This is a genomic window from Nocardioides pacificus (assembly GCF_054775955.1).
Genome location: NZ_BAAHCI010000004.1, coordinates 140,030 through 162,281, shown reverse-complemented (window position 1 = coordinate 162,281; position 22,252 = coordinate 140,030). Strand labels below are relative to the sequence as shown.

General features: G+C 71.4%; 25 protein-coding genes. 16 read left to right on the top strand and 9 right to left on the bottom strand.

The genetic code is table 11. The features are described from left to right. Window positions 1-10 precede the first annotated feature (10 nt). From ACYU7L_RS01915 to ACYU7L_RS01905, 3 genes are read left to right on the top strand one after another with little or no spacing between them, the layout of a single operon-like run. On the top strand, window positions 11-907 hold the full coding sequence (locus ACYU7L_RS01915) for an ABC transporter ATP-binding protein (RefSeq protein ID WP_460793492.1): 897 nt from the start codon (window positions 11-13) through the stop codon (window positions 905-907). Continuing rightward, window positions 904-2,481, top strand: a complete 1,578-nt coding sequence (locus ACYU7L_RS01910) for an ABC transporter permease (RefSeq protein ID WP_460793491.1) — start codon at window positions 904-906, stop codon at window positions 2,479-2,481. Before ACYU7L_RS01915 ends, ACYU7L_RS01910 begins: the two co-directional genes overlap by 4 nt. Window positions 2,482-2,511: 30 nt before the next feature. Next, window positions 2,512-3,414, top strand: a complete 903-nt coding sequence (locus tag ACYU7L_RS01905; protein ID WP_460793490.1) for a phosphotransferase family protein — start codon at window positions 2,512-2,514, stop codon at window positions 3,412-3,414. A 15-nt stretch (window positions 3,415-3,429) separates the two neighbouring features. Here the strand turns inward: ACYU7L_RS01905 and ypfJ are convergent, their stop codons facing one another. After that, the gene (gene ypfJ, locus ACYU7L_RS01900) at window positions 3,430-4,377 is read right to left on the bottom strand and encodes a KPN_02809 family neutral zinc metallopeptidase (RefSeq protein WP_460793489.1); all 948 of its coding nucleotides are present in this window, start codon (window positions 4,375-4,377) and stop codon (window positions 3,430-3,432) included. A gap of 209 nt (window positions 4,378-4,586) precedes the next feature. On the opposite strand from ypfJ, the gene abc-f reads away from it, so the two are divergent. The 4 genes from abc-f to ACYU7L_RS01880 all read left to right on the top strand — a co-directional run bounded on the left by abc-f (window position 4,587) and on the right by ACYU7L_RS01880 (window position 9,814). Further along, entirely contained in the window at window positions 4,587-6,185 is a 1,599-nt protein-coding gene (gene abc-f, locus ACYU7L_RS01895; protein ID WP_460793488.1) for a ribosomal protection-like ABC-F family protein, read from the top strand. A gap of 70 nt (window positions 6,186-6,255) precedes the next feature. Further along, window positions 6,256-7,044 (top strand): enoyl-CoA hydratase/isomerase family protein, encoded by a 789-nt coding sequence (locus ACYU7L_RS01890; protein ID WP_460793487.1) that lies wholly within the window; start codon window positions 6,256-6,258, stop codon window positions 7,042-7,044. Window positions 7,045-7,137: 93 nt separating this feature from the next. Beyond that, entirely contained in the window at window positions 7,138-9,018 is a 1,881-nt protein-coding gene (locus ACYU7L_RS01885; RefSeq protein WP_460793486.1) for an ABC transporter ATP-binding protein, read from the top strand. A 40-nt stretch (window positions 9,019-9,058) separates the two neighbouring features. Beyond that, window positions 9,059-9,814 (top strand): SDR family oxidoreductase, encoded by a 756-nt coding sequence (locus ACYU7L_RS01880; protein WP_460793485.1) that lies wholly within the window; start codon window positions 9,059-9,061, stop codon window positions 9,812-9,814. Here ACYU7L_RS01880 and ACYU7L_RS01875 read toward each other — a convergent pair. Beyond that, window positions 9,779-10,591 (bottom strand): SURF1 family cytochrome oxidase biogenesis protein, encoded by an 813-nt coding sequence (locus ACYU7L_RS01875; protein ID WP_460793484.1) that lies wholly within the window; start codon window positions 10,589-10,591, stop codon window positions 9,779-9,781. The genes ACYU7L_RS01880 and ACYU7L_RS01875 overlap by 36 nt on opposite strands. A gap of 84 nt (window positions 10,592-10,675) precedes the next feature. Here ACYU7L_RS01875 and moaA point away from each other — a divergent pair, with 84 nt between their 5' ends. Next, on the top strand, window positions 10,676-11,689 hold the full coding sequence (gene moaA / locus ACYU7L_RS01870) for a GTP 3',8-cyclase MoaA (RefSeq protein ID WP_460793483.1): 1,014 nt from the start codon (window positions 10,676-10,678) through the stop codon (window positions 11,687-11,689). A 7-nt stretch (window positions 11,690-11,696) separates the two neighbouring features. On the opposite strand, the gene ACYU7L_RS01865 is transcribed toward moaA, so the two are convergent. Next, complete coding sequence (locus ACYU7L_RS01865; RefSeq protein WP_460793482.1) at window positions 11,697-11,921, bottom strand: acetone carboxylase; 225 nt, start codon at window positions 11,919-11,921, stop codon at window positions 11,697-11,699. Window positions 11,922-12,152: 231 nt separating this feature from the next. Continuing rightward, a complete protein-coding gene (locus ACYU7L_RS01860; RefSeq protein WP_460793481.1) occupies window positions 12,153-12,479 on the bottom strand; it encodes a DUF3099 domain-containing protein in 327 nt (108 codons plus the stop codon). 73 nt (window positions 12,480-12,552) lie between these two features. On the opposite strand from ACYU7L_RS01860, the gene ACYU7L_RS01855 reads away from it, so the two are divergent. The 4 genes from ACYU7L_RS01855 to ACYU7L_RS01840 all read left to right on the top strand — a co-directional run bounded on the left by ACYU7L_RS01855 (window position 12,553) and on the right by ACYU7L_RS01840 (window position 14,949). After that, the gene (locus ACYU7L_RS01855) at window positions 12,553-12,765 is read left to right on the top strand and encodes a dodecin (RefSeq protein ID WP_460793480.1); all 213 of its coding nucleotides are present in this window, start codon (window positions 12,553-12,555) and stop codon (window positions 12,763-12,765) included. 78 nt (window positions 12,766-12,843) lie between these two features. Then, on the top strand, window positions 12,844-13,548 hold the full coding sequence (gene fabG / locus ACYU7L_RS01850) for a 3-oxoacyl-[acyl-carrier-protein] reductase (RefSeq protein WP_460793479.1): 705 nt from the start codon (window positions 12,844-12,846) through the stop codon (window positions 13,546-13,548). Between the two features lie 71 nt (window positions 13,549-13,619). Then, window positions 13,620-14,390, top strand: a complete 771-nt coding sequence (fabI, locus tag ACYU7L_RS01845) for an enoyl-ACP reductase FabI (protein ID WP_460793478.1) — start codon at window positions 13,620-13,622, stop codon at window positions 14,388-14,390. 46 nt (window positions 14,391-14,436) lie between these two features. After that, entirely contained in the window at window positions 14,437-14,949 is a 513-nt protein-coding gene (locus tag ACYU7L_RS01840; protein WP_460793477.1) for a SixA phosphatase family protein, read from the top strand. A gap of 45 nt (window positions 14,950-14,994) precedes the next feature. On the opposite strand, the gene serB is transcribed toward ACYU7L_RS01840, so the two are convergent. Beyond that, a complete protein-coding gene (gene serB, locus ACYU7L_RS01835; protein ID WP_460793476.1) occupies window positions 14,995-16,215 on the bottom strand; it encodes a phosphoserine phosphatase SerB in 1,221 nt (406 codons plus the stop codon). A 29-nt stretch (window positions 16,216-16,244) separates the two neighbouring features. Continuing rightward, entirely contained in the window at window positions 16,245-16,988 is a 744-nt protein-coding gene (locus ACYU7L_RS01830) for a hypothetical protein (RefSeq protein ID WP_460793475.1), read from the bottom strand. Between the two features lie 49 nt (window positions 16,989-17,037). Between ACYU7L_RS01830 and ACYU7L_RS01825 the strand changes: the two genes are divergently transcribed. The 4 genes from ACYU7L_RS01825 to ACYU7L_RS01810 are packed head-to-tail and all read left to right on the top strand — an operon-like array spanning window position 17,038 to window position 20,217. Continuing rightward, the gene (locus ACYU7L_RS01825) at window positions 17,038-17,838 is read left to right on the top strand and encodes an ABC transporter ATP-binding protein (protein ID WP_460793474.1); all 801 of its coding nucleotides are present in this window, start codon (window positions 17,038-17,040) and stop codon (window positions 17,836-17,838) included. Between the two features lie 20 nt (window positions 17,839-17,858). Beyond that, a complete protein-coding gene (locus ACYU7L_RS01820) occupies window positions 17,859-18,329 on the top strand; it encodes an NfeD family protein (RefSeq protein WP_460793473.1) in 471 nt (156 codons plus the stop codon). Between the two features lie 11 nt (window positions 18,330-18,340). After that, complete coding sequence (locus ACYU7L_RS01815) at window positions 18,341-19,459, top strand: SPFH domain-containing protein (RefSeq protein WP_460793472.1); 1,119 nt, start codon at window positions 18,341-18,343, stop codon at window positions 19,457-19,459. A gap of 2 nt (window positions 19,460-19,461) precedes the next feature. After that, a complete protein-coding gene (locus ACYU7L_RS01810) occupies window positions 19,462-20,217 on the top strand; it encodes a sulfite exporter TauE/SafE family protein (protein ID WP_460793633.1) in 756 nt (251 codons plus the stop codon). A gap of 28 nt (window positions 20,218-20,245) precedes the next feature. On the opposite strand, the gene ACYU7L_RS01805 is transcribed toward ACYU7L_RS01810, so the two are convergent. From ACYU7L_RS01805 to ACYU7L_RS01795, 3 genes are all read right to left on the bottom strand, one after another. Next, entirely contained in the window at window positions 20,246-20,752 is a 507-nt protein-coding gene (locus ACYU7L_RS01805) for an RDD family protein (RefSeq protein WP_460793471.1), read from the bottom strand. Between the two features lie 70 nt (window positions 20,753-20,822). Beyond that, window positions 20,823-21,182, bottom strand: a complete 360-nt coding sequence (locus ACYU7L_RS01800) for a DUF4267 domain-containing protein (protein WP_460793470.1) — start codon at window positions 21,180-21,182, stop codon at window positions 20,823-20,825. Between the two features lie 29 nt (window positions 21,183-21,211). Beyond that, window positions 21,212-22,186, bottom strand: a complete 975-nt coding sequence (locus tag ACYU7L_RS01795) for an alpha/beta hydrolase (protein ID WP_460793469.1) — start codon at window positions 22,184-22,186, stop codon at window positions 21,212-21,214. Window positions 22,187-22,252: the final 66 nt, after the last annotated feature.

Sequence of the window (22,252 nt, the reverse complement as noted above, 5' to 3'; positions counted from 1 at the left end):
CATCGCAAGCGTGAGCACCCACGCGCCGATCATCGAGATCCGGGGACTGGTGAAGACCTTCGGCCCGGTCCGCGCCCTCGACGATCTGGACCTCACCGTCACCCCGGGCGAGATCCACGGCTTCCTAGGCCCCAACGGCGCCGGCAAGTCCACCACGATCCGGGTGCTCCTCGGACTGCTCCGCAAGGACGCGGGGGAGGTTCGCCTGCTGGGTGGCGACCCCTGGCACGAGGCCGCGGCCCTGCACCGGCGTCTCGCCTACGTGCCCGGCGACGTCAACCTCTGGCCAGGTCTCACCGGCGGGGAGGTGATCGACCTGCTCGGCCGTCTGCGCGGCGGGCTCAACGAGTCGCGGCGAGCGGAGCTGGTCGAGCGGCTGGAGCTGGATCCGACCAAGCGGTGCCGCAGCTATTCCAAGGGCAACCGGCAGAAGGTCGCCCTGGTGGCGGCACTGGCCTCGGACGTGGAGCTGCTGCTCCTCGACGAGCCCACCTCCGGCCTCGACCCGATCATGGAGTCGGTCTTCCAGGACTACGTCGACGACTTCCGCGACCGGGGCAACACCGTGCTGCTGTCGAGCCACATCCTGGCCGAGGTGGAGCGGCTGTGCGATCGGGTCAGCATCATCCGGTCGGGTCACTGCGTCGAGACGGGGACGCTCGCCGAGCTGCGGCACCTGACCCGCACGGCCATCGCGGCCGACGTGGCCACCCGCCCCGAGGGGCTGGAGTCCCTCCCCGGGGTCCACGACGTCGAGATCGACGGTCCGCGGGTGGCCTTCGAGGTCGACACCGCTGAGTTGGGCGGCGCCATCGCGGTGCTGCAGCGGGCGGGGATCCGCTCGCTGACGAGCCAGCCTCCGACCCTCGAGGAGCTGTTCCTGCGCCACTACGGCGACGAGCAGTGACCGGCACCTGGGTCTTCCTGCGCGCCTTCCTGCGGCGCGACCGCTGGATGCTCGTGTGGTGGAGCCTGGGCGGGATGCTGCTCTACTGGAGCCAGGGGATCAGCGTGGAGGGGCTCTACGCCAGCCAGGCGGAGTTCGACCAGGCGGCCGCCAGCATGGAGGGCAACGCCGGCTTCATCGCGATGGCGGGGCCGGCCCGGGCCCTGAACACCGTGGGCGGTCAGGTGACCTGGCAGTCGGCCGCGTTCGGCGCCATCGTCGCCGGACTGATGAGCATGTTCCTGGTGGCGCGCCACACCCGCGCCGAGGAGGAGAGCGGCCGCGACGAGGTGCTGCGCGCCGCCGCCGTCGGACGCTTCGCCACGACCACCGCGGCGCTGCTGACGGCTCTGGTCGCCAACGTGCTGCTCGGAGCCCTCATCGCGGTGAGCCTGGTCGTCGCGCCCCTGCACCTCGCAGTGGAGGACTCCCTCGCCCTCGGGGTGGGCGCGGCCCTGTCCGGCGCCGTCTTCACCGGGGTGGCGCTGGTCGCCGCCCAGCTGACCACCACCACGCGCGGCATGTACGGCCTGACCGGGGCCGTCATCGGCCTGGCCTACGGGCTGCGGGCCGTCGGCGATCTGGGCAACCCGGCGCTCAGCTGGCTGTCGCCGATCGGCTGGTATCAGGCGATGCACCCCTTCTCCGGCGTGCGCTGGTGGCCGGCGCTGCTGCTCCTCGGCGCCGCGATGGCGTCCGTCGCCGCGGCGTACGCCGTGTTCGTGCGCCGCGACTTCGGGTCGGGGGTCCTCGCCGCCCGCCCGGGGCCGGCACGTGCGGCCGGAGGGTTGGCCAGCGGCCCGGGGCTGGCCTGGCGACTGCAGCGCGGCACGGTCCTGGGCTGGGTGCTCGGGATCGCGGTGACCGGCGTCGCCTACGGGACGCTGGGCAGGGACGTCGAGGACCTGGTGGGGGAGTCCGAGGCCGCGCGGGAGCTGTTCCTGCAGGGCGGGGGCTCGATCACGGATGCGTTCTACGCGACGATGATCTTGATGGTCGCGCTGATGACGTGCGGCTTCACGATCTCCTCCGCGCTCCGCCCGCACGGCGAGGAGGACGCCGGTCGGGTGGACTCGCTGCTCGCAACAGCCCTCCCGCGCTGGTCGTGGCTCTTGGGGCACGTGCTCGTGACGATCGGCGGCACCCTGGTGGTGCTGGTGGCGGGAGGCGCCGGCATGGGCGTGGGCTATGCCCTGGTGACCGGGGAGACCGACGCCCTCGGGGACTTCGTGCTGCCGCTGACCGGCTATCTCGCACCGGTGCTGGTGCTGTCGGGCCTGGCCCGCGCGATCCACGGTCTGGCGCCTCGGCTCTCGGTCGTAGCTTGGCTGGGTCTGCTGTATGCGTTCGTGGTGATGATGTTCGGCGAGATCCTCCGGATGCCGAGCTGGCTGCAGCACGTGTCGCCGTTCGAGCATCTGGCGCTCGTGCCGGCCGAGAGCTTCGCGTGGCTGCCCTTCCTGTCGCTCCTGGGGATCGCTGCGGCGCTCAGCGCAGTCGGACAGGTCGGCTTCGCCAGGCGTGACCTGCGCTGATTGCCGCTCCTGCTCTGTCAGGATGTGCCCATGTGGCAGCCCGAGCCCGGTTGGCGTCCGCTCCCGGCGGGCGCCTCGGCGTCGACACAGGGGGTCTGGGCGTTCGAGGAGGCCGGGCGTCAGCTTGTCGCCAAGCGGCTGCGAGCTCCGGGCCCGGACGATTCTGCGGAGGTCTCGGATCCGCGGCACCCTGCCTACTGGCGCCGCGCGGCCGACGCAGCGCTGGACCGCGGCATCGAGCACACACCCGGTCTGCGCAGCCCCGTCGTGCTTCGGGTCGACGAGGACGCGGAGGGCGTCACGATCGTCCACGACCTGGTCGACCTGGCCGACAACACCGGCCTGTTCACGGCGCGTGCCCTGGGACGGTTCGCCGGTGCGGCGCTGGGGGAGCGGCCCTGGCTGGCCCAGGGGCAGCTGCGCAGCCGACTGCGGCCGGTGGAGCGGCGCGGCGGCTGGACGACGCTGGCGCGGACCACCGTGGCCGACGTCGCCCACCATCTGTGGACCCGGCGGGAGGTGCTCCTGGCCCGGCTCGACGACCTGCCCCAGGTGGCGCAGCACGGCGACCCCGTCCCGGCCAACCTGCGCGGCCGCCAGGGCGACGACGTGGTCGCGATCGACTGGTCGGCCCTGGGACGGGGGCCGGTAGGCGCGGACCTGGGCTACTTCGCGCTCTCGGCGCGCGAGGAGCTGGAGCCGCTGCTCACCGCCTACGTCGACGGACTGCCGAGCGGGCTGGCCACGCGGGAGCAGGCCCTGCTCGGCGCCCGTGCGGTGTCGGTGTTCACCGTCCTCACCCGCGCGGACTGGGCGCTCGCCCGGGTGGCCGACGGGGAGGGCGCACTGGCCGGGAAGTTCCGCCACCCCAGCGTCGCGCCGTACCTCCGGGCACTGCAGCGCCAGGCGAGCCAGATCGAGGCCCTGCTCTAGGCACCTCGTCGTCCGTCAGGGGGTCGCGACCGCCCAGGTGTCGCAGCTCTCCAGGTCTCCGCGCTCCAGCCCGGTGCGGAACCACTTCATCCGCGAGGCGGCGGAGCCGTGGGTCCAGGACTCCTCGTTGGTCTGTCCCTGGGTCTTCTCCTGGATGCGGTCGTCCCCGACGGCCGCGGCGGCCTCGATGGCCAGGCGCACGTCCTCGTCGGTGAGCTCGGAGATCAGCTGGGTCCCGCTGGCGTCCTGCGTGGAGGTCGCCGCAGCGGTCCACATGCCGGCGTAGCAGTCGGCCTGCAGCTCTAGGCGTACGGCGTCGCTGCGCGGGCCCTGCTGCGTCTTGACCCTGCCCATCGTGCCCATCAGGTTCTGCACGTGGTGGCCATACTCGTGCGCCAGGACGTAGGCCTCGACGAAGCCGCCGTCAGGGCCGCCGAGCTGGCGCTCGAGGACGGTGTCGAAGAACGTCGTGTCGAGGTAGATGCCCTGGTCGGGCGGGCAGTAGAACGGGCCCACGTCGGACCCGGCGTTGCCGCACCCGGTGCTGACCGAGCCGGAGAACGTGCTCATCGACGCCGGCTGGAACGTCGTGTCGGACTGGGTCGGGAGGGTGTCGGACCAGAAGTCGTAGAGCGAGTTCTCGACCGCGATCCGCGCGCAGTCCACACTCGCGTTGCCGTCCTCGCCGGTCTCGCACTTCTCGTAGCGCTCGGTGTCGCTCTGGGCCACCCGGCTGGTGTCGAACGCCGAGCCGAGGCCGCCGCCACCGCCCCCGCCACCGCCCACGAGCTGGAAGATCACGAACACGATCACCAGCACGACCGCCCCACCGATGCCGCCCCCGGCCGCACCCCCGGGGAGGGGCAGCCCGCCCCCGCGCTGGAAGCCGCCGCCGGCCCGGCCACCGCCGCCGCGGTTGGACACGCGGCCGGTGTCGAGTCGGGCCTTGGGGTTGAAGCGCATCTGCTGCTCCTTCGAGGAGGGGATGAGGGGGAGAGTTCCCCAGCCGGTGCGACTCCAAGCCTGACGACGGCGTGACTGGTGGCATCACGGGGGCGTGCCTCGGATGCGGGGAGGACCCCGGCCAGCACGTAGAGTAGGCCCGATGATGCGCGCGGGCTGATCCGGTCTCCGGCTGCCCCGCATCCCTTCCCAGCCTGCAGAAAGCTTCCATGATCACGGCTCAGCAACTCGAGATCCGCGCCGGTGCGCGGCTCCTGATGGAGAACGTCAGCTTCCGGGTCGCGGCCGGCGACAAGGTCGGACTGGTCGGGCGCAACGGCGCCGGCAAGACCACCCTCACCAAGATCCTGGCCGGCGACGCCCTGCCCGCCTCGGGACAGGTGCTGCGCACCGGTGAGATCGGCTACCTGCCCCAGGACCCGCGCATCGGCGACCCCGAGGTGCTCGCCCGCGACCGGATCCTCTCGGCGCGCGGCCTCGACGACGCCGTACGTCGTCTGCGCCAGGCCGAGGAGCAGATGGGCAGCGACGACCTGAAGGTCCGCGACAAGGCGATGCGTCGCTACACCCGCGCCGAGGCGGACCTGCACGCCGGCGGCGGGTACGCCGCGGAGTCCGAGGCCGCCCAGATCGCGAAGAGCCTGGGCATCGAGGACCGGCTGCTCGGTCAGCCCCTGAAGACGCTGTCGGGTGGTCAGCGCCGCCGCGTCGAGCTGGCCCGGATCCTGTTCTCCGGCGCCGAGACGCTGCTGCTCGACGAGCCCACCAACCACCTCGACGCCGACTCGATCGTCTGGCTGCGGGAGTTCCTGCGCACCCACAAGGGCGGGCTGATCGTGATCAGTCACGACAACAGCCTGCTCGAGGCGACGGTCAACAAGGTCTACCACCTGGACGCCAACCGCGCGGAGATCGACGTCTACAACATGGGGTGGAAGAACTACCTCACCCAGCGCGAGACCGACGAGCGGCGCCGCAAGCGCGAGCGGCTCAACACCGAGCGCAAGGCCAGCACGCTGATGGACCAGGCCAACAAGATGCGCGCCAAGGCCACCAAGGCCACGGCCGCGCAGTCGATGCTCAAGCGCGCCGAGAAGATGATGTCCGGCCTCGAGGGCGAGCGTCAGGCCGACCGGGTGGCCAAGATCAAGTTCCCCAAGCCCGCCCCCTGCGGCAAGACCCCGCTGATGGGCACCGAGCTGTCGAAGTCCTACGGCTCGCTCGAGGTCTTCACCGACGTCGACCTCGCCATCGACAAGGGCTCGCGCGTGGTCATCCTGGGCCTCAACGGTGCCGGGAAGACCACGATGCTGCGGATCCTCGCCGGCGTCGACCAGCCCGACACCGGCAAGGTCGTCCCCGGCCACGGCGCCAAGCTGGGCTACTACGCCCAGGAGCACGAGACCCTCGACGTGAACCGCACGGTGCTGGAGAACCTCCGCACCGCCGCGCCCCAGCTCGCCGACGCGGAGGCGCGCTCGGTGCTCGGCTCCTTCCTCTTCTCGGGCGACGACGCCCAGAAGCCGGCCGGCGTGCTGTCGGGCGGGGAGAAGACCCGGCTGGCCCTGGCCATCCTGGTCGTCTCCAGCGCCAACGTGCTGCTGCTCGACGAGCCCACGAACAACCTCGACCCTGCGTCGCGCGAGGAGGTGCTCAACGCCATCCGCAGCTATGAGGGCGCGATCATCCTCGTCACCCACGACGAGGGGGCCGTCTTCGCGCTGGAGCCGGACCGGGTGCTGATCCTGCCCGACGGCGACGAGGACCTGTGGAGCGACGAGTACGCCGACCTGGTGAGCCTGGCGTAGGCCAGGCTCCAGGCTGTCGTGAGGCCAGCCTGACCTGCGGCCGGGGGCGCAGCCTTCCTAGACTGCGCCCATGACTCCCGAACAGCTCGCCGCAGCCGGACTCCGCCTCGACGTCGCCGGGCCCCTGGCCACGCTCACGCTCAACCGGCCCGAGGCGCGCAACGCCCAGACGCCGACGATGTGGCGCGCGATGGCCGCGGTGGGCGAGTCCCTGCCCGACGACGTACGCGTCGTGGTCGTGCGGGGCGAGGGACACAGCTTCTCCGCCGGGCTCGACCGCAAGATGCTCGACCCCCGCGGCGGGGACGGCGAGGAGACGGTCGCCTCGCTTCTGGCCCTCCCCGACGAGCAGATCTCCGCGACCATCGACGACTACCAGCGCGGCTTCACGTTCCTGCGCGACCCGAGCTTCGTCTCGATCGCGGCAGTGCAGGGCTATGCGATCGGGGCCGGCTTCCAGCTGGCGCTGTCGTGCGACCTGCGGGTGCTCGCCGACGACGCCCAGCTGTGCATGAAGGAGTCCGCGCTCGGCCTGGTGCCGGACCTGACGGGAACAAAGCCGCTCGTCGAGAGCGTTGGCTATTCGCGAGCGCTGGAGATCTGTGCGACCGCGCGGATGGTGGGGGCCGCCGAGGCCGGAGCGATCGGGCTGGCGACGGCCGTCGTCCCCGCCGCCGAGCTGGACGGCACGGTCGCCGACCTCGTCGCCGCCCTGACCGCCCCGATGGTGGGTGCGGTGCGGGAGACGAAGGCGCTCTTGCAGGGAGCGGCCGACCGGAGCCTGGACGACCAGCGCCGCCTCGAGCGGGAGGCGCAGGGACGCCGGTTCCGCGAGGTGGCCCAGATGATGCAGCACTGATGATGCAGGCCTGATCAGCAGCGCAGGCGCCGACCCGGAGAAGACGAGAACATCATGACGAAGCAGGCCTGAATGGGGCCCGGAGGAGGCGCCATGTCCGGCATGGGAATGGGTCCGGCCTTCCGCAACCTGCGCACCGACCGCAGCATCGCGAAGACCAAGGTCGAGCGCGGCACGGTGCGCCGGATCCTGGAGTTCGCCAAGCCGCATCGGCGCCTGATCGTCATGTTCCTGACCCTCACGGTGGTCGACTCCAGCCTCGTGGTGGTGACCCCGCTGCTGGTGCAGCGGATCATCGACGACGGGATCCTGGGCAACGACCCGACCCTGATCACGCTGCTGGCACTGGCGATGCTGGGCACCGCGCTGGTCGGCGCCGTGCTGACGGTGCTGGCCGGCCTGCTGTCGGCGCGGATCGGGGAGGGGCTGATCTTCGACCTCCGCACCCAGGTCTTCGCCCACGTCCAGCGTCAGTCCCTGGCCTTCTTCACCCGCACCCAGACCGGGGCCCTGGTCTCCCGCCTCAACAACGACGTGATCGGCGCCCAGCGTGCCTTCACCTCGACGCTGTCGAGCACGGTGTCCAACTCGATCTCGGTCGTCGTGGTCGGCATCGCGATGTTCGTGCTCAGCTGGAAGGTCACCCTGCTGTGCCTGGCGACCTTCCCGATCCTCTTCCTCACCTCCCGCTGGGTCGGCAACCGGCTGGCCGGGCTGACCCGGCAGCAGATGGACGGCAACGCCGACCTCGGCAACGTAATGACCGAGCGGTTCAACGTCGGCGGGGCGATGCTGCTCAAGCTCTTCGGCCGTCGCGCCGACGAGGACGCCCTCTTCGCGCAGAAGGCCGGTCGGGTCCGCGACCTCGGGATCCGCATCTCGCTGATCACCCGGGTCTTCGTCGCCACCATGATGATGGTGCCGGCCGTCGCCACCGCGCTCGTGTACGGCGTGGGCGGCCACCTCGCCGTGCGCGACCAGCTGACCATCGGCACGCTCGGCGCTCTGGCGACGCTCCTGCTGCGGCTGCTCGGCCCGCTGCAGGGCCTGTCCAACGTGCGCATCGACGTGATGACGGCCCTGGTCAGCTTCGACCGCGTCTTCGAGGTGCTCGACCTGCCCTCGCTCGTGCGGGAGAAGGAGGACGCGAGCACGCTCCCGGCCGGAGCCTCCCGTCTGGAGTTCGACCACGTGAGCTTCGCCTACCCCGGCGCCGACGAGGTCGGGATCGAGTCGCTCGAGGGCGTGGCCAGGCGCGAGACGCGTGACAGCGGGCCCGTGCTGCACGACGTGAGCTTCCACGCCGAGCCCGGCCAGATGATCGCCCTGGTCGGTCCCTCCGGCGCCGGCAAGACCACTGTCACCCACCTCGTGGCCCGCCTGTACGACGTGAGCGAGGGCGCCGTCCGCGTCGGTGGCCAGGACGTGCGCGACGTGGCGCTGCAGTCGCTGGAGGACGCGGTCGGCTACGTCACCCAGGACGCCCACATGTTCCACGACACGATCCGCGCCAACCTGCTCTATGCGCGGCCGGGCGCGGACGACACCGAGATCTGGAGCGCCCTGGAGGCCGCCCAGGTGGCGACGCTCGTGCGCAGCCTGCCCGACGGACTCGACACCGTCGTCGGGGACCGCGGCTACCGGCTCTCCGGCGGGGAGCGGCAGCGGCTGGCGATCGCCCGTCTCCTGCTCAAGGCACCCGCGATCGTCGTCCTCGACGAGGCGACCGCCCACCTCGACAGCGAGTCGGAGGCCGCCGTCCAGCGCGCCCTCGACGCGGCGCTGGAGGGTCGCACCTCGCTGGTGATCGCCCACCGGCTCTCCACCGTGCGCAACGCCGATCGGATCCTGGTGCTGGAGGACGGCCGGATCGTCCAGTCCGGCACCCACACCGAGCTGCTCACCCAGGGTGGTCTCTACGCCGATCTCTATCGCACCCAGTTCGCCGCCCACGACGGCGACAGGGTCGGCTGAGCGCTCCCGCCCCCGGGCATCGCTGGCTAGGCTCGCCGGCATGGATCTCGAGCTGCGCGATCGTGTGTACGTCGTCACCGGTGGGGCCCGCGGTCTCGGGCGGGCCACCGCCGACCGTCTGGTCGCCGAGGGGGCGCGGGTCGTGCTCTCCGGGCGGAGCCAGGACTCGCTGGAGCAGGCCACGACGGCGCTGGGGGAGTCGGCGCTCGCCGTCAGCGCGGACAACGCCGACCCCGCCACGCCCGGCCGGCTGATCGCCGCCGCCCACGAGCGCTGGGGCCGTCTGGACGGTGCCCTGATCAGCGTCGGGGGTCCGCCGAAGGGGAGCGTCGCCGCCACCGGCGACGAGGCCTGGTCGCAGGCCTTCGACTCGGTCTTCCTGGGAGCGGTGCGCCTGGTCCGTGAGATCGGGCTGGCACTCGATGACGGGGGCTCGCTGGCGCTGGTGCTGTCCTCCAGCGTGCGCACGCCACTGGCGGAGATGGCGATCTCGAACGGGCTGCGACCGGGGCTGGCGATGGTCGCCAAGACGCTGGCCGACGAGCTCGGGCCGCGCGGGGTGCGCGTCAACGGGCTGATGCCGGGACGGATCGCGACGGAGCGGGTGGCCGAGCTGGACGACTCGACCGGGGACCCGGAGGCCGCGCGCGCCGCCGCCATCGCGACGATCCCGCTGGGACGCTACGGGGAGCCGGACGAGCTCGGGCGAGCCGCGGCGTTCCTGCTCTCGCCGGCGGCCTCGTTCCTGACCGGCGTGATGCTACCTGTCGACGGGGGCATGCTCCGGGCGCTCTGAGGGGTCGACGGGGTCACCGGCCGGCTCCCCGTCGTCGGCCGGCGCTGGGTCACTCTTGCGCTTGGCCTTGCGCCACTCGTCGTACCCCAGGTAGCAGAAGCCGAAGACGGCCAGCACCCCGAAGAACCACCACTGCAGCCCATAGAAGAAGTGCGGTCCGTCGTCGAGGTCGGGCAGGTCGGTCGGCGTCAGCGCCTCGGCGGGAGCCGGGTCCTCGGAGACCAGCTCCACGAAGCCGCCGTAGACCTCACGGTCCAGGGCCGGGCCGATCTCGGCGCTGGAGATCGAGCGGGTCGACTGGTTGGCGACCTCGGCGCTGTCGCCGGTGGCGTCGACGCGGACCCAGCCGGTCATCGTGACCTCTCCCTCGGCCGGCTGCGGCACCTCGGCCGCGTCGATGCCGCGGTTGTCGGTGGGCATCCAGCCGCGGTCCACAAGCACAGCGGTGCCGTCCTCGGTGACGAGGGGCACGACGACGTTGATGCCGGACTTCCCGTCCCGCGTGCGGTAGCGGACGATCACGGTGTCGTCGGTGTCATAGACGCCGGTTGCGGTGACTCGGGTCCACTCGTCCTCGGCGTCCACCGCGCGGCCCGGGGCCAGCACGTCCTCGACGGGACGCGGAGCGGACTTCTCGTTGCGCTCGATCACGGCGTTGCGGTCCTTGCGGTCCTCGAGCCGGTCGAACTGCCAACCGCCCAGCCACCACGCGCCGTACGACAAAAGAGCGACGGCGACGGCGAACAGCGCCCACCGCCTGCTGAGGAACAACCGCATCGCACCCACCCTCAGAGGTTAGTCGGCGGGGATTGGTCGCGCGCGATCAGGGCTTTGCGACCGGTCCCTGCCTACACTGTCGCAATGAGCAGTGACCCCGTCACGACCTACGAGCTCGCGGACCGTTTCGGCCGAGTGGCCACGGACCTGCGCGTCTCCCTGACCGATCGCTGCAACCTGCGCTGCTCCTACTGCATGCCACCGGAGGGGCTCGACTGGCTTCCGGACGACTCGGTCCTCTCCGACGACGAGATCGTGCGGCTGATCGGCATCGGCGTGGAGCGGCTCGGGATCCGCGAGGTCCGCTTCACGGGCGGTGAGCCGCTGGTGCGCCGTGGGCTCGTCGACATCGTGCGTCGCAGCCGGGAGGTCGGTCCCGACCTGGAGCTGTCGGTGACGACCAACGCCCTGGGCCTGGCCCGTACGGCGGGAGCGCTCGCCACGGCGGGTCTCGACCGGGTCAACGTGAGCCTCGACAGTGTGCGAGCCGAGACCTTCGCCGCGATCACCCGCCGCGACCGCCTCGACGACGTGATCTCCGGCCTGGCCGCCGCCCGCGACGCCGGCCTCGGTCCGATCAAGATCAACGCGGTCCTCCTGCGCGGCATGAACCATGACCAGGCCCCCGAGCTGCTGCGCTGGGCGCTGAGCGAGGGCTACGAGCTGCGCTTCATCGAGCAGATGCCGCTGGACGCCCAGCACGGCTGGAGCCGGGAGCGGATGATCACGGCCGACGAGATCTTCGCGATGCTCGAGCGCGAGTTCGTCCTCACCCCGGCTGCCGAGCCGCGCGGCAGCGCTCCGGCGGAGCTGTTCACGGTCGATGGCGGGCCGGGCACGGTCGGTGTGATCGCGAGCGTCACGCGCCCGTTCTGCGGCGATTGCGACCGGGTCCGGCTGACGGCCGACGGCCAGGTCCGCAACTGCCTCTTCGCCCGCGAGGAGTCCGATCTCCGCGCGTCGCTGAGGGGCGGGGCGAGCGACGACGAGATCGCGCGACGCTGGGTGACCGCGATGGCCGGCAAGCGCGCCGGCCACGGCATCGACGACCCGACGTTCCTGCAGCCCGATCGGCCGATGTCGGCCATCGGCGGCTGAGGGGGGCTCAGCCGGCGACGGGCTCGACGTCGCGCAGGAAGCCGCGCGCGTCGAGGAACTCGCCGAGCGTCGTGCGGTGCACCTCGCACGCCAGCCAGGTCTTGCGTCGCTCCGGGGTGTGCAGCTTGGGGTTGTTCCACAGCAGCGCCCACACGGCGGCGTCCTGGCAGCCCTTCGCAGAGCAGATCAGCGGGGCGTCGTCCCCTGCTGCGAGCGGCGAGGGTTCTGACATGCCCCCAGCCTAGGCACCTCAGCCCGAAGACCGCCGGCCAGGCCCCTGGAGACCCGGCGCGAAATGGGCGATGCCGGACAGCCACGGGGGAAGCTGTCCGGCATCACGATGCGAGTTCAGACGGGGGAGACCGAACTCGCGAAGTTGATTCTTGCACGGGCTCGGGCCAATTCCAACGGTTCGATCACCAGAGCGGTGACGCGACGATGGTCCGAGCGCGGCTCGACGACGTCAGGCGCCCGGCGGCAGGGGGGCGGTGCGGTGGGCGGCGCCGATCTGAGGGGCGACCGGACCGGCCTCCTGCAGGTCGAAGTCGTCGCGCCGCCGGGGAACCACGTTGGCCATCACCACGGCGATGTAGGGCAGCACCAGCGCCCCGGCCACGAGGACCCAGCGCAGCCAGCCGTCGGCGATCACCGCGCCCACGAAGCAGATCGAGCGCAGGGACATCGAGTACAGGTAGCGCCGCTGCCGCGCGGCGATCTCCTCGGCGCGGCTGCTCGCCGCGGTGGTGATGCGCACGGGTTCGGAGTCCCGGCGCCGGTCGCGCTCAGCCATGCGCACCATCGTACGTCGCTACGATCAACGAGCCGTCCGGGAGAAGCCCGGGCGAAACCACACGGAGGTCCCCATGTCCGACCGCACCTACCGCGTCACCGAGATCGTCGGCACCTCGCCCGACGGCATCGACCAGGCGATCCGCAACGGCATCTCGCGCGCCTCCCAGACCCTGCGCCATCTCGACTGGTTCGAGGTCACCCAGGTCCGCGGGCAGGTCAAGGACGGCGAGGTCGAGCACTTCCAGGTCGGCATCAAGCTGGGGTTCCGCCTCGAGGACGACTGAGTATGAGGTGGCTGGGCCGGCGGTGACTGCACCGGTGCAGTTAGGGCTACGCATCGGTAATCGCTAGCGTCGCTGGACGTGAGCAGATCAGTCCTCGTCACCGGCGGCAACCGCGGCATCGGCCGCGCCATCGCGGAGGCGTTCCTGGCCCAGGGCGACAAGGTCGCCGTCACCACGCGCAACGGGGGCGCCCCTCAGGGCGCTCTCGACGTGCGCTGCGACGTGACGGACCCGGCCGCGGTCGAGGCGGCCTTCCTCGCCGTCGAGCAGGCGCACGGCCCGGTCGAGGTGCTGGTCGCCAACGCCGGCATCACCGCCGACACCCTGCTGCTGCGGATGTCGGAGGACGACTGGTCCTCGGTGATCGACACCAACCTGACCGGCTCCTACCGGCTCGCCAAGCGGGCTGCCAAGGGAATGCTGCGCCAGCGACGCGGCCGGATCATCTTCATCTCCTCGGTCGTGGGTCTGCTCGGCTCCGCCGGGCAGGTCAACTACGCCGCGTCCAAGGCCGGCCTGGTGGGGATGGCGCGGTCGATGGCCCGTGAGCTGGGCAGCCGCTCGATCACCACCAACGTCGTGGCGCCCGGTTTCGTCGAGACCGACATGACCGAGTCGCTCACCGACGAGCAGAAGGCCACCATCAAGACCCAGGTGCCGCTCGGTCGCTACGCCACCCCGGACGAGGTGGCGTCGGTCGTCGCCTTCCTCGCCTCGGACGCCGCGGCGTACGTCACGGGGGCCGTGATCCCCGTCGACGGCGGTCTCGGCATGGGTCACTGACCCTCCTCACGCAGACGGCCATATCGAGTCGGCCGCCAACCGGCCGGACGCAATCAGAGGGAGCAACACGCATGGGCATTCTCGAGGGCAAGCGGATCCTGGTCGCCGGCGTCACGATGGACTCCTCCATCGGGTTCGCCACTGCGCGGGTGGCGCAGGAGCAGGGCGCCACGGTGCTGATCTCCAACTTCGGGCGAGCGCTGGGGATCACCAAGCGGATCGCCAAGCGGCTCCCCGTCGCGCCCCCGGTCCTCGAGCTCGACGTGACCGATGACGAGCACCTCGCCAGGCTGCCCGAGCTGGTGCGCGAGCACGTCGACGGCCTCGACGGGGTCGTGCACTCCATCGCCTACGGCAACCCGGAGACGCTGCTGGGCGGCAACTTCCTCGAGGGCCCCTGGCCCGATGTCGCCCAGGCGCTCCAGGTCTCGGCGTTCTCGCTCAAGTCGCTCACCACCGCGTGCCTGCCCCTGATGAGCGAGGGCGGCTCGGTGGTCGGCCTGACCTTCGACGCCACGGTGGCGTGGCCGGCCTACGACTGGATGGGCGTGGCCAAGGCGGGTCTCGAGTCGTGCTCGCGCTACCTCGCCCGGGACCTGGGCCCGAAGGGCATCCGCTGCAACCTGGTGGCGGCCGGGCCACTGAAGACCCTGGCGGCCAAGGCGATCCCGGGCTTCGAGGACCTCGAGTCGATGTGGAGCGACCGGGCCCCCCTGGGCTGGGACGAGAAGGACCAGACCCCGACGGCCAAGGCCGTCTGCGCCCTGCTCTCGGACTTCTTCCCTGCCACCACCGGCGAGATCGTCCACGTCGACGGCGGCTTCCACGCGATGGGCTCCTGAGCCACCTGACCTGTCGTCGGACCCCGGAGGGTGGGAGGATCGACAGGTGCCCGCGAACCGCCGACTCGTCCTGATGCGCCACGCCCAGGCAGAGTCTCACGCCGACTCCGACGCAGCCCGTGATCTCACCGCTGGGGGTCGCAAAGACGCAGCCCAGGCAGCCGCCTGGCTCACCGAGCAGGGGTTCGCGCCCGACCACGCGCTGGTGTCGGCCGCGACGCGCACCCGCTCGACCTGGACCGAGCTGGTCGCCGGCACCGGCTGGACGATCGACCCCGACGTCGATCGCGGCCTCTACTCCGCCGGCCCCGAGACCGCGCTCGATCTGGTGCGGCTCGCGCCCGCCACTGCCCGGTCGCTGATCGTCGTGGGGCACAACCCCACGATCGCCTACCTCGCCCAGCTGCTCGACGACGGCGAGGGCGACCAGCAGGCGGGCGCCGCGATGGCGGCCGGCTATCCCACCGCCGCCCTCGCGACCTTCGAGTACGACGGGGAGTGGGGCGATCTGGCCTTCGGCTCGGCACGGCTGGTGGCGTTCCACGTCGGACGAGGCTGAGGCCGACTCCTTTCGGCCCCTGAGCGGACTCAGACTCGAGCCGAGTCAGCCCACGAGCGGCGGCGCGGGCGTCACGATGCCGGCCTCGGCGTCCGCCGCCTCGATCTCCTCGCGGGTGATCCCCAGCAGATACATCACCGCGTCGAGGTAGGGGACGTTGACCGAGGTGTCGGCTGCCTCGCGCACCGCCGGCTTCGCGTTGTAGGCGATGCCCAGTCCGGCGGCGTTGAGCATGTCGAGGTCGTTGGCCCCGTCGCCCACCGCCACCACGCTGGACTCCGGCACACCCACCTTGGCGGCGAACTCGCGCAGCGCCTCCGCCTTGCCCGCCCTGTCGACGACTCGCCCCACGATCCCGCCGGTGAGCTTGCCGTCGACGATCTCCAGCTCGTTGGCCCGCGAGAAGTGGATCCCGAGATCCTTCGCGAGCCGATCCGTGATCTGGCTGAAGCCCCCCGAGACGATCGCGAAGCGGTAGCCCAGGCGGCTCAGCGTGCGCACCATCGTGCGGGCGCCGGGCGCGAGCTGGATCGCGTCGTACACCTGATCCAGGGCGGAGGCGTCGACACCGCGCAGCAGGGCGACGCGCGAGCGCAGCGACTCCTCGAAGTCCAGCTCGCCACGCATGGCGGCCTCGGTGACCCGGGCGACCTCCGCCTCGCAGCCGGCGTGTGCGGCCAGCATCTCGATCACCTCGCCCTGCACGAGCGTCGAGTCCACGTCCATCACGATCAGGCGCATGCCGCGCCGGATCAGGCTGGCCGGCTGCACGGCCACGTCCACGTGCTGGCGGGCGGCCTCGGGTGCGAGCACGGAGCGCAGGCTGGCCGTGTCGACCCCGGAGACGTGCAGGTCGATGGCGGTGACGGGATAGCGCGCCATGCGGACGATCCGGTCGATGTTGCCTCCGACGTCGGCGATGCGACCGGCGACGGCAGCCATTGCGTGGGCGTGCAGCGGGGCTCCGAGGACGGTGACGTGGGAGCGACCCTGCTTGCGGGTCCGGTTGTCCCCAGTCCCGCGCTCCACCTCGACGTGCATGTCGAGGGTGGCAGCGCTCTCCTTGACCGCGGTGGCGAGCTTCTTCCAGTCCCGGGGTGCGGTGACCAGCACTCCAAGGACCAGCTGGCCGCGCAGCACGATCTGCTCGACGTCGAGCACATCGACGCCCGTGTGCGCGAGGGTGGCGAAGATGGTGGAGGTCACTCCGGGCCGGTCGGTGCCGGTGAGAGTGATCAGCAGGGTCGTGGGGGAGTCCTCTGTCATGGCAGAAGGAGGCTATCGCGGGGCGGTGCTCATCCCGGCGGCCACACCTCCGGTGAACAGGCCGCGACCAGCGCCCGGCGCGCGGCGTACTCCAGAGGACGCAGGGCATCGCGCCGCATACCGATCTCGTACGCCGTGACGGCGGCGCCGTCGTCCTCCAGGGCGAGGTCCACGATCCCGGCCGCGAGCAGGGCGCGACCGGCCAGCTCGATGCAGCGCCGCGGCACGCCCGGCGGCGCCTCGGGCACCGGGACGCGACGCAGGTTCATCAGCTCGTCGGCCACCTCGGGGCGCCAACGTGCCACCTCGAGCGCAGCGAGGGCGTCGGCGGCGGAGATGATGCCCGCCCGCAGCTGCCGGTCGGCCTCGCCGACGTCGGGCAGCTGGCGCCGGGCCGCCGGATGGGCGACCCAGGTCACGGCCCGGCCGACGCGTTCCGGGACCAGGCCCGTGTGTCCCGCGACGACGGCCTCGCCCACCTCGAGGGCGGCGGCATTGAACGACGCGGGGCCCCCGAGGCCGACCGGGTCGCCCTCTGCCGGCAGGGCCAGCCCCAGCCCGTCCAGGCCTTCAGCCCTCAGCCGGGCCAGGGCTTCGAGCAGGGAGATCGGCTCTGCGGGCGACAGGGTGTCGGTCGTCAGAGGCCGCACCAGGTGGGTCGCGTCCTCCTCTCCCAGCACGGCGTCGAGGAGCTGGTCGGACACCACCTGGCCGCGCAGCCAGGACGTCCCCCACCAGGCCAGAACGGCAGAATCGGGCAGCGAGGCAGTCACGGGCGATGACCCTACGCGGGGCTCGGAGTCGTCTGGATAGGGTGAGCCCATGACCGCTGTCCTCGAGTTCGCCGACGTCACGGTCCGACGGGGCGTGGCGACCCTGCTGGACCAGGTGTCCTGGACCGTCAACGAGGACGAGCGCTGGGTGATCCTCGGACCCAACGGCGCCGGCAAGACCACACTGCTGCAGGTGGCATCGGCGCAGATGCACCCGACCGGCGGCGTCGTCGGCATCCTCGGCGAGGTGCTCGGGACCGTCGACGTGTTCGACCTGCGGCCCCGGATCGGGCTGACCAGCGCGGCTCTGGCCGAGCGCATTCCGCGGGCGGAGCTGGTGCAGGACGTGGTCGTCTCCGCGTCGTACGGCGTGCTCGGGCGCTGGCGTGAGGACTACGACGACCTCGACCACGATCGGGCGGACGCGCTGCTCACCGAGGTCGGGGTGCAGTACCTGCGCGACCGGACGTTCGGCACCCTGAGCGAGGGCGAGCGCAAGCGCGTGCAGATCGCGCGGGCGCTGATGACCGACCCGGAGCTGCTGCTCCTGGATGAGCCCGCCGCCGGGCTGGATCTGGGGGGTCGTGAGGACCTGGTCTCGATCCTCTCGACGCTGGCGGTCGACCCCGACTCCCCGGCGACGGTGCTCGTCTCCCACCACGTCGAGGAGATCCCTCCGGGCTTCACCCACGTGCTGATGCTGCGTGAGGGGCGGGTCGCCGCGGCAGGTCCGATCCCCGATACGCTGACCGAGCGCAACCTCTCCGAGACCTTCGCGATGCCGTTGAGCCTGTCCCACGTGGACGGCCGCTGGTCGGCACGTCGCCGAAGTGAGCATCGCGCTCAGTGACCGCCCGATAGGGTTGGGTCATGGACTGGCTCGACTGGCTCAAGGAGCACGCGTGGGAGTCCTGGCTGGGGCTGGCCATCGTCCTCGGTGTCGCCGAGATGCTGAGTCTCGACCTCGTCCTGGCGATGCTCGCGGCAGGTGCCCTCGTGGGCATGCTCGCGGCCGTGCTCGACCTGCCGTTGGCCGTCCAGGCGCTGGCTGCCGTCCTGTCGTCCGCTGCCATGCTGATGCTGGTGCGGCCCTCGATCGCCAAGCGGCTGCACCACGGGCCTGAGCTGGTCGTGGGTCACGGCAAGCTCGTCGGCACCCAGGGCAAGGTCACCGAGGAGATCTCCGGTCTGCAAGCCGGTCGGGTGCGTCTCGGGGGCGAGATCTGGTCGGCTCTTCCCTACGACGAGTCGGTCGTCATCGCCCCCGGCGAGACCGTCGAGGTCCTGCAGATCCGCGGCGCGACCGCCTACGTCCACCCCGTCCCCACCCTGGAGAGCTGAGAGGAGTCACCATGACGATCTTCCTAGCGCTTCTCGTGCTGCTGGGCGTGTTCATCGTCGTGCTGCTGGCCAAGACCGTGCGGATCATCCCGCAGGCGCGTGCCGGAGTCGTCGAGCGGTTCGGGAAGTACAAGGAGACCCTGCCCGCAGGGCTCAACATCGTGGTGCCGTTCATCGACCGCGTGCGCTACATGATCGACCTGCGCGAGCAGGTGGTGAGCTTCCCGCCGCAGCCGGTGATCACCGAGGACAACCTGGTGGTGTCCATCGACACCGTCATCTACTTCCAGGTGACCGACCCGGTGAGCGCGACCTACGAGATCGCCAACTACATCCAGGCCGTCGAGCAGCTGACGATGACGACGCTGCGCAACATCGTCGGCGGCATGGACCTCGAGGAGACGTTGACCAGCCGCGACGAGATCAACACGCGGCTGCGCGGCGTCCTCGACGAGGCCACCGGCAAGTGGGGCATCCGGGTCAACCGTGTCGAGCTCAAGGGCATCGACCCGCCGCCGTCGATCAAGGACTCGATGGAGAAGCAGATGCGCGCCGACCGTGACAAGCGCGCGCAGATCCTCACCGCCGAGGGTGGTCGCCAGTCGGCGATCCTCACGGCCGAAGGCCAGAAGCAGGCCGCCATCCTCTCCGCCGAGGGGGACCGGGAGTCGCAGATCCTGCGCGCCCAGGCCGACCGGGAGTCGCAGATCCTGCGCGCCCAGGGTGAGGGCCAGGCCATCCAGACGGTCTTCCAGGCGATCCACGACGGCCGCCCCGACCAGTCGCTGCTGGCCTACCAGTACCTCCAGATGATGCCGAAGATCGCCGAGGGCGACGCCAACAAGGTCTGGATCGTCCCGAGCGAGATCGGCAAGGCCCTCGAGGGGCTCGGCTCGACCATGAACAGCCTGCAGGGCATCCCCGACGAGGTCGAGGGACCGCGGGTGCGGGTGCCGATGGGCGACGACGCCACGTCGCTGAGCAAGGAGTCGGGCACTGAGGACCGGGCCGTCTCGGACGCCCAGGCCGAGGTCCGTCGGGCCATCGCCGAGGCCGAGGTGGCGGCCTCGCCGCGCCGGTCGGCCACGGCTGGTCAGGGTGACGACGCCGAGGTGCCGCCGAGCCCGTGAGCATGATCGAGATGGCCGCGGTCCTGCTCGCCGGGGTCGCGGCCGGCACCATCAACACCGTGGTGGGGTCGGGGACGCTCGTGACGTTCCCGACCCTCATCGCGTTCGGCATCCCGCCGGTCACCGCCAACGTGTCCAACACGATCGGCCTCGTCCCGGGTTCGCTCTCCGGAGCCTGGGGCTACCGCCGCGAGCTCGCCGGGCAGCGCGAGCGCATCCTGCGCCTGGCCGGTGCCTCGCTGATCGGCGGCATCCTGGGCGCGGTGCTGCTCCTCGCGCTTCCCGACGACGCCTTCTCGGCGATCGTGCCGGTGCTGATCGTCCTGGGCTGCGTCCTGGTCGTCCTGCAGCCCCGGATCTCTGCCTGGGTGGCGCGCCGCCACGAGCACGTGGGCGGTCTGCCGCAGAACGGCGCCTGGTGGGTCTGGCCCCTGGTCCTGCTCGCCGGCGTCTACGGCGGCTACTTCGGCGCCGCCCAGGGCGTGCTGCTGATGGCGGTGATGGGGATCGGCATCAACGAGACCCTGCAGCGCCTCAACGGCGTGAAGAACATCCTGGCCGCGGTGGTCAACGGCGTCTCGGGCCTGATCTTCGCCGTCGTCGCCGATGTCGACTGGCGCATCGTGGCCCTGATCGGCGTCGGCTCCGTGATCGGCGGTCAGATCGGCGCGAGCGTGGGACGCCGGCTGCCCGCGACGGGGCTGCGGATCTTCATCGTGACCGTGGGCGTCGTCGCCCTGGCGTCGTTCCTGCTCTGAGGCCTCGACTCACGTCGTACGACCAGAGTCAGCCGTACTTCAGCACCTGCGTGCCGCCGGCGACCTTGTCGTGCCAGCCCTGACGACGGGCTGCGTCGGCGTTGATGCCGACCGCGATCGTGATCCACGCGACCAGTTGCACGAGACCCGCGAAGAAGCCGCCCACGAAGGGCGCGATCGAGAGCAGACCGGCCGCATAGAAGATGTTGCGGAGCAGAGCCTGCTCCATGGTCGGGTTCGCGCCCCCCGGGCCGACGGTGCGCAGCTTGAGCACCATCTTGCCGATGGTCTGGCCGCGCGCGGACTCCAGGTAGCCGAAGTAGCCGAGCTGCAGGACCACCAGCACGATGCCGGTCAGCGCTGCCTCGACGTAGCGGCTCTCGACGGCGATGTTGATCGCGATCGTGAGGACGACGTAGGGCACGGCCACGACCAGACCGTCGAGGATGCGAGCCACGAACCGGTCGAGCAGCGGGGCAGGCACGCCGGCAGCGGATGGTGCGGGACGGTCCTGCGGGAAGGGCTGGTAGGTCATCGCTGCTCCTGGGACGGGATTTCAGCGTAGACCTCGAGGTGCCTGTCAGGAGCGGCTTCGAGACGGAGGATCAGCCGGCGTCGGTGAGGTCGGACACGCCGACGGCGACAGCGCCTAGGGCGGGAAGGGCCAACAGCGCGCCGGTCGCCTTGCTGACGTAGCCCCCGCGGGCCGCGAGCAGCGCAGCCACCGTGTCGGCTCCGTCCACCGCGACACCGAGCTGCACGAGCCGCCGGCGCGCCGCACCGGTGGCCATCAGGGTGATCGCCCCCAGGGCGATCTCGCGGGAGCCGAACATCCGGCTCATGTAGGGAAGCTGGGGGTTGGTCGTGGGGTCCAGCCGGAAGAGCCGGGCGGCCTGGTCGGGGGAGAGGAACGAGACGGCGCCGACGGCGATGCGGCCCAGGGCGAGGCCGGTCACAGGATTCATGGGCGTGACCCTAGCCACATCCGCTCCCGTCAGGCGTTGGTCGCTCCCGGTTCTGAGACGTACGCCGTGTGCCAGCGCTCGATCTCGGCGTAGGCGTGGGCCCGGGCCGGCTGCCGGGACAGCACGACGTCGTGGCGGGCACCGTCGACGCCGACGGTCATCACGTGTCGACCGAGCGAGGTCGCCCAGCGACGGATCTGGCCGACGTCGAGAACGATGTCGGTGCTGTGCACCTCCTCGCCCATCTCCACGGGGGCGCCCGTCCGCGCGGAGCACAGCACGAGCACCGGGCAGCCGACCTCGAGTCCCGCGTGCACGCGGGCGTGTCCACGCCGGATGGCCCGCAGCCACCCGGCGTACACGGGCCAGGAGTCCATCGGCTTCCAAGCGAGTTCGTAGTCGAACTCGCCCTCGTGATCGCGGTGCAGGCTGCGGCCGTAGAAGCCGTTCACCGTGCGCGGAATCTCCCGCAGCGGCCTGCGCTGGCCCACCTGGTCGATGAGTCGGGTGCCCACCGTGCGCATCCAGAGCGAGCCGCGCAGGTCGAGCCACGGCGAGTTCAGCACCATCCCCTGTGCCTCCGGCCGCCGGGAGTCGGCCCACAGTGGGAGGGTCAGGCCGCCGGTGCTGTGTGCGCTGAGCACCACGCGGTGGTGCCCGTCGCGCTCGGTGACGTGCTCCCAGGCGATGTCGAGCTCCTCGAAGTACTCCTCGAGGTCGGCGACGTAGTTGGGGGTCTGGTGGGGGCGCAGCGACCGCCCGTACTTGCGCAGGTCGAGGGCGTAGAAGTCGTAGCCGCGCCCCGTCCACCACTCGGCGTACTCGGTGTGGAAGAAGTAGTCCGCGAACCCGTGCACGTGCAGCACTGCCCCGCGCGCGGGGGTGCCCTGGTCCGCCGGGCGGTGCACGAGGGTGGCCACCACCTCGCCCTCGTCGTCGGGGCGCAGGGACAGGGTCTCGACGGTGTAGGGCGCGCCGAGCACGTCATCATGGCTGCGGGTCACGGATCCATCCTCTCAGTGCCGAACCCTCAACAGACAGGCACGCCACGAGGGGCACCCGGCGTACCG

Bases quoted from the DNA above. Each gene is read 5' to 3' on its own strand.
- abc-f (WP_460793488.1), top strand. From the start codon at position 4,587: ATGATCACGGCTCAGCAACTCGAGATCCGCGCCGGTGCGCGGCTCCTG.
- ACYU7L_RS01810 (WP_460793633.1), top strand. From the start codon at position 19,462: ATGATCGAGATGGCCGCGGTCCTGCTCGCCGGGGTCGCGGCCGGCACC.
- ACYU7L_RS01855 (WP_460793480.1), top strand. From the start codon at position 12,553: ATGTCCGACCGCACCTACCGCGTCACCGAGATCGTCGGCACCTCGCCC.
- ACYU7L_RS01890 (WP_460793487.1), top strand. From the start codon at position 6,256: ATGACTCCCGAACAGCTCGCCGCAGCCGGACTCCGCCTCGACGTCGCC.
- ACYU7L_RS01820 (WP_460793473.1), top strand. From the start codon at position 17,859: ATGGACTGGCTCGACTGGCTCAAGGAGCACGCGTGGGAGTCCTGGCTG.
- fabI (WP_460793478.1), top strand. From the start codon at position 13,620: ATGGGCATTCTCGAGGGCAAGCGGATCCTGGTCGCCGGCGTCACGATG.
- ypfJ (WP_460793489.1), bottom strand. From the start codon at position 4,377: ATGCGCTTCAACCCCAAGGCCCGACTCGACACCGGCCGCGTGTCCAAC.
- ACYU7L_RS01865 (WP_460793482.1), bottom strand. From the start codon at position 11,921: ATGTCAGAACCCTCGCCGCTCGCAGCAGGGGACGACGCCCCGCTGATC.
- ACYU7L_RS01800 (WP_460793470.1), bottom strand. From the start codon at position 21,182: ATGAATCCTGTGACCGGCCTCGCCCTGGGCCGCATCGCCGTCGGCGCC.
- ACYU7L_RS01875 (WP_460793484.1), bottom strand. From the start codon at position 10,591: ATGCGGTTGTTCCTCAGCAGGCGGTGGGCGCTGTTCGCCGTCGCCGTC.
- ACYU7L_RS01825 (WP_460793474.1), top strand. From the start codon at position 17,038: ATGACCGCTGTCCTCGAGTTCGCCGACGTCACGGTCCGACGGGGCGTG.
- ACYU7L_RS01905 (WP_460793490.1), top strand. From the start codon at position 2,512: ATGTGGCAGCCCGAGCCCGGTTGGCGTCCGCTCCCGGCGGGCGCCTCG.
- ACYU7L_RS01860 (WP_460793481.1), bottom strand. From the start codon at position 12,479: ATGGCTGAGCGCGACCGGCGCCGGGACTCCGAACCCGTGCGCATCACC.
- ACYU7L_RS01815 (WP_460793472.1), top strand. From the start codon at position 18,341: ATGACGATCTTCCTAGCGCTTCTCGTGCTGCTGGGCGTGTTCATCGTC.
- ACYU7L_RS01885 (WP_460793486.1), top strand. From the start codon at position 7,138: ATGTCCGGCATGGGAATGGGTCCGGCCTTCCGCAACCTGCGCACCGAC.
- serB (WP_460793476.1), bottom strand. From the start codon at position 16,215: ATGACAGAGGACTCCCCCACGACCCTGCTGATCACTCTCACCGGCACC.
- moaA (WP_460793483.1), top strand. From the start codon at position 10,676: ATGAGCAGTGACCCCGTCACGACCTACGAGCTCGCGGACCGTTTCGGC.
- ACYU7L_RS01880 (WP_460793485.1), top strand. From the start codon at position 9,059: ATGGATCTCGAGCTGCGCGATCGTGTGTACGTCGTCACCGGTGGGGCC.
- ACYU7L_RS01805 (WP_460793471.1), bottom strand. From the start codon at position 20,752: ATGACCTACCAGCCCTTCCCGCAGGACCGTCCCGCACCATCCGCTGCC.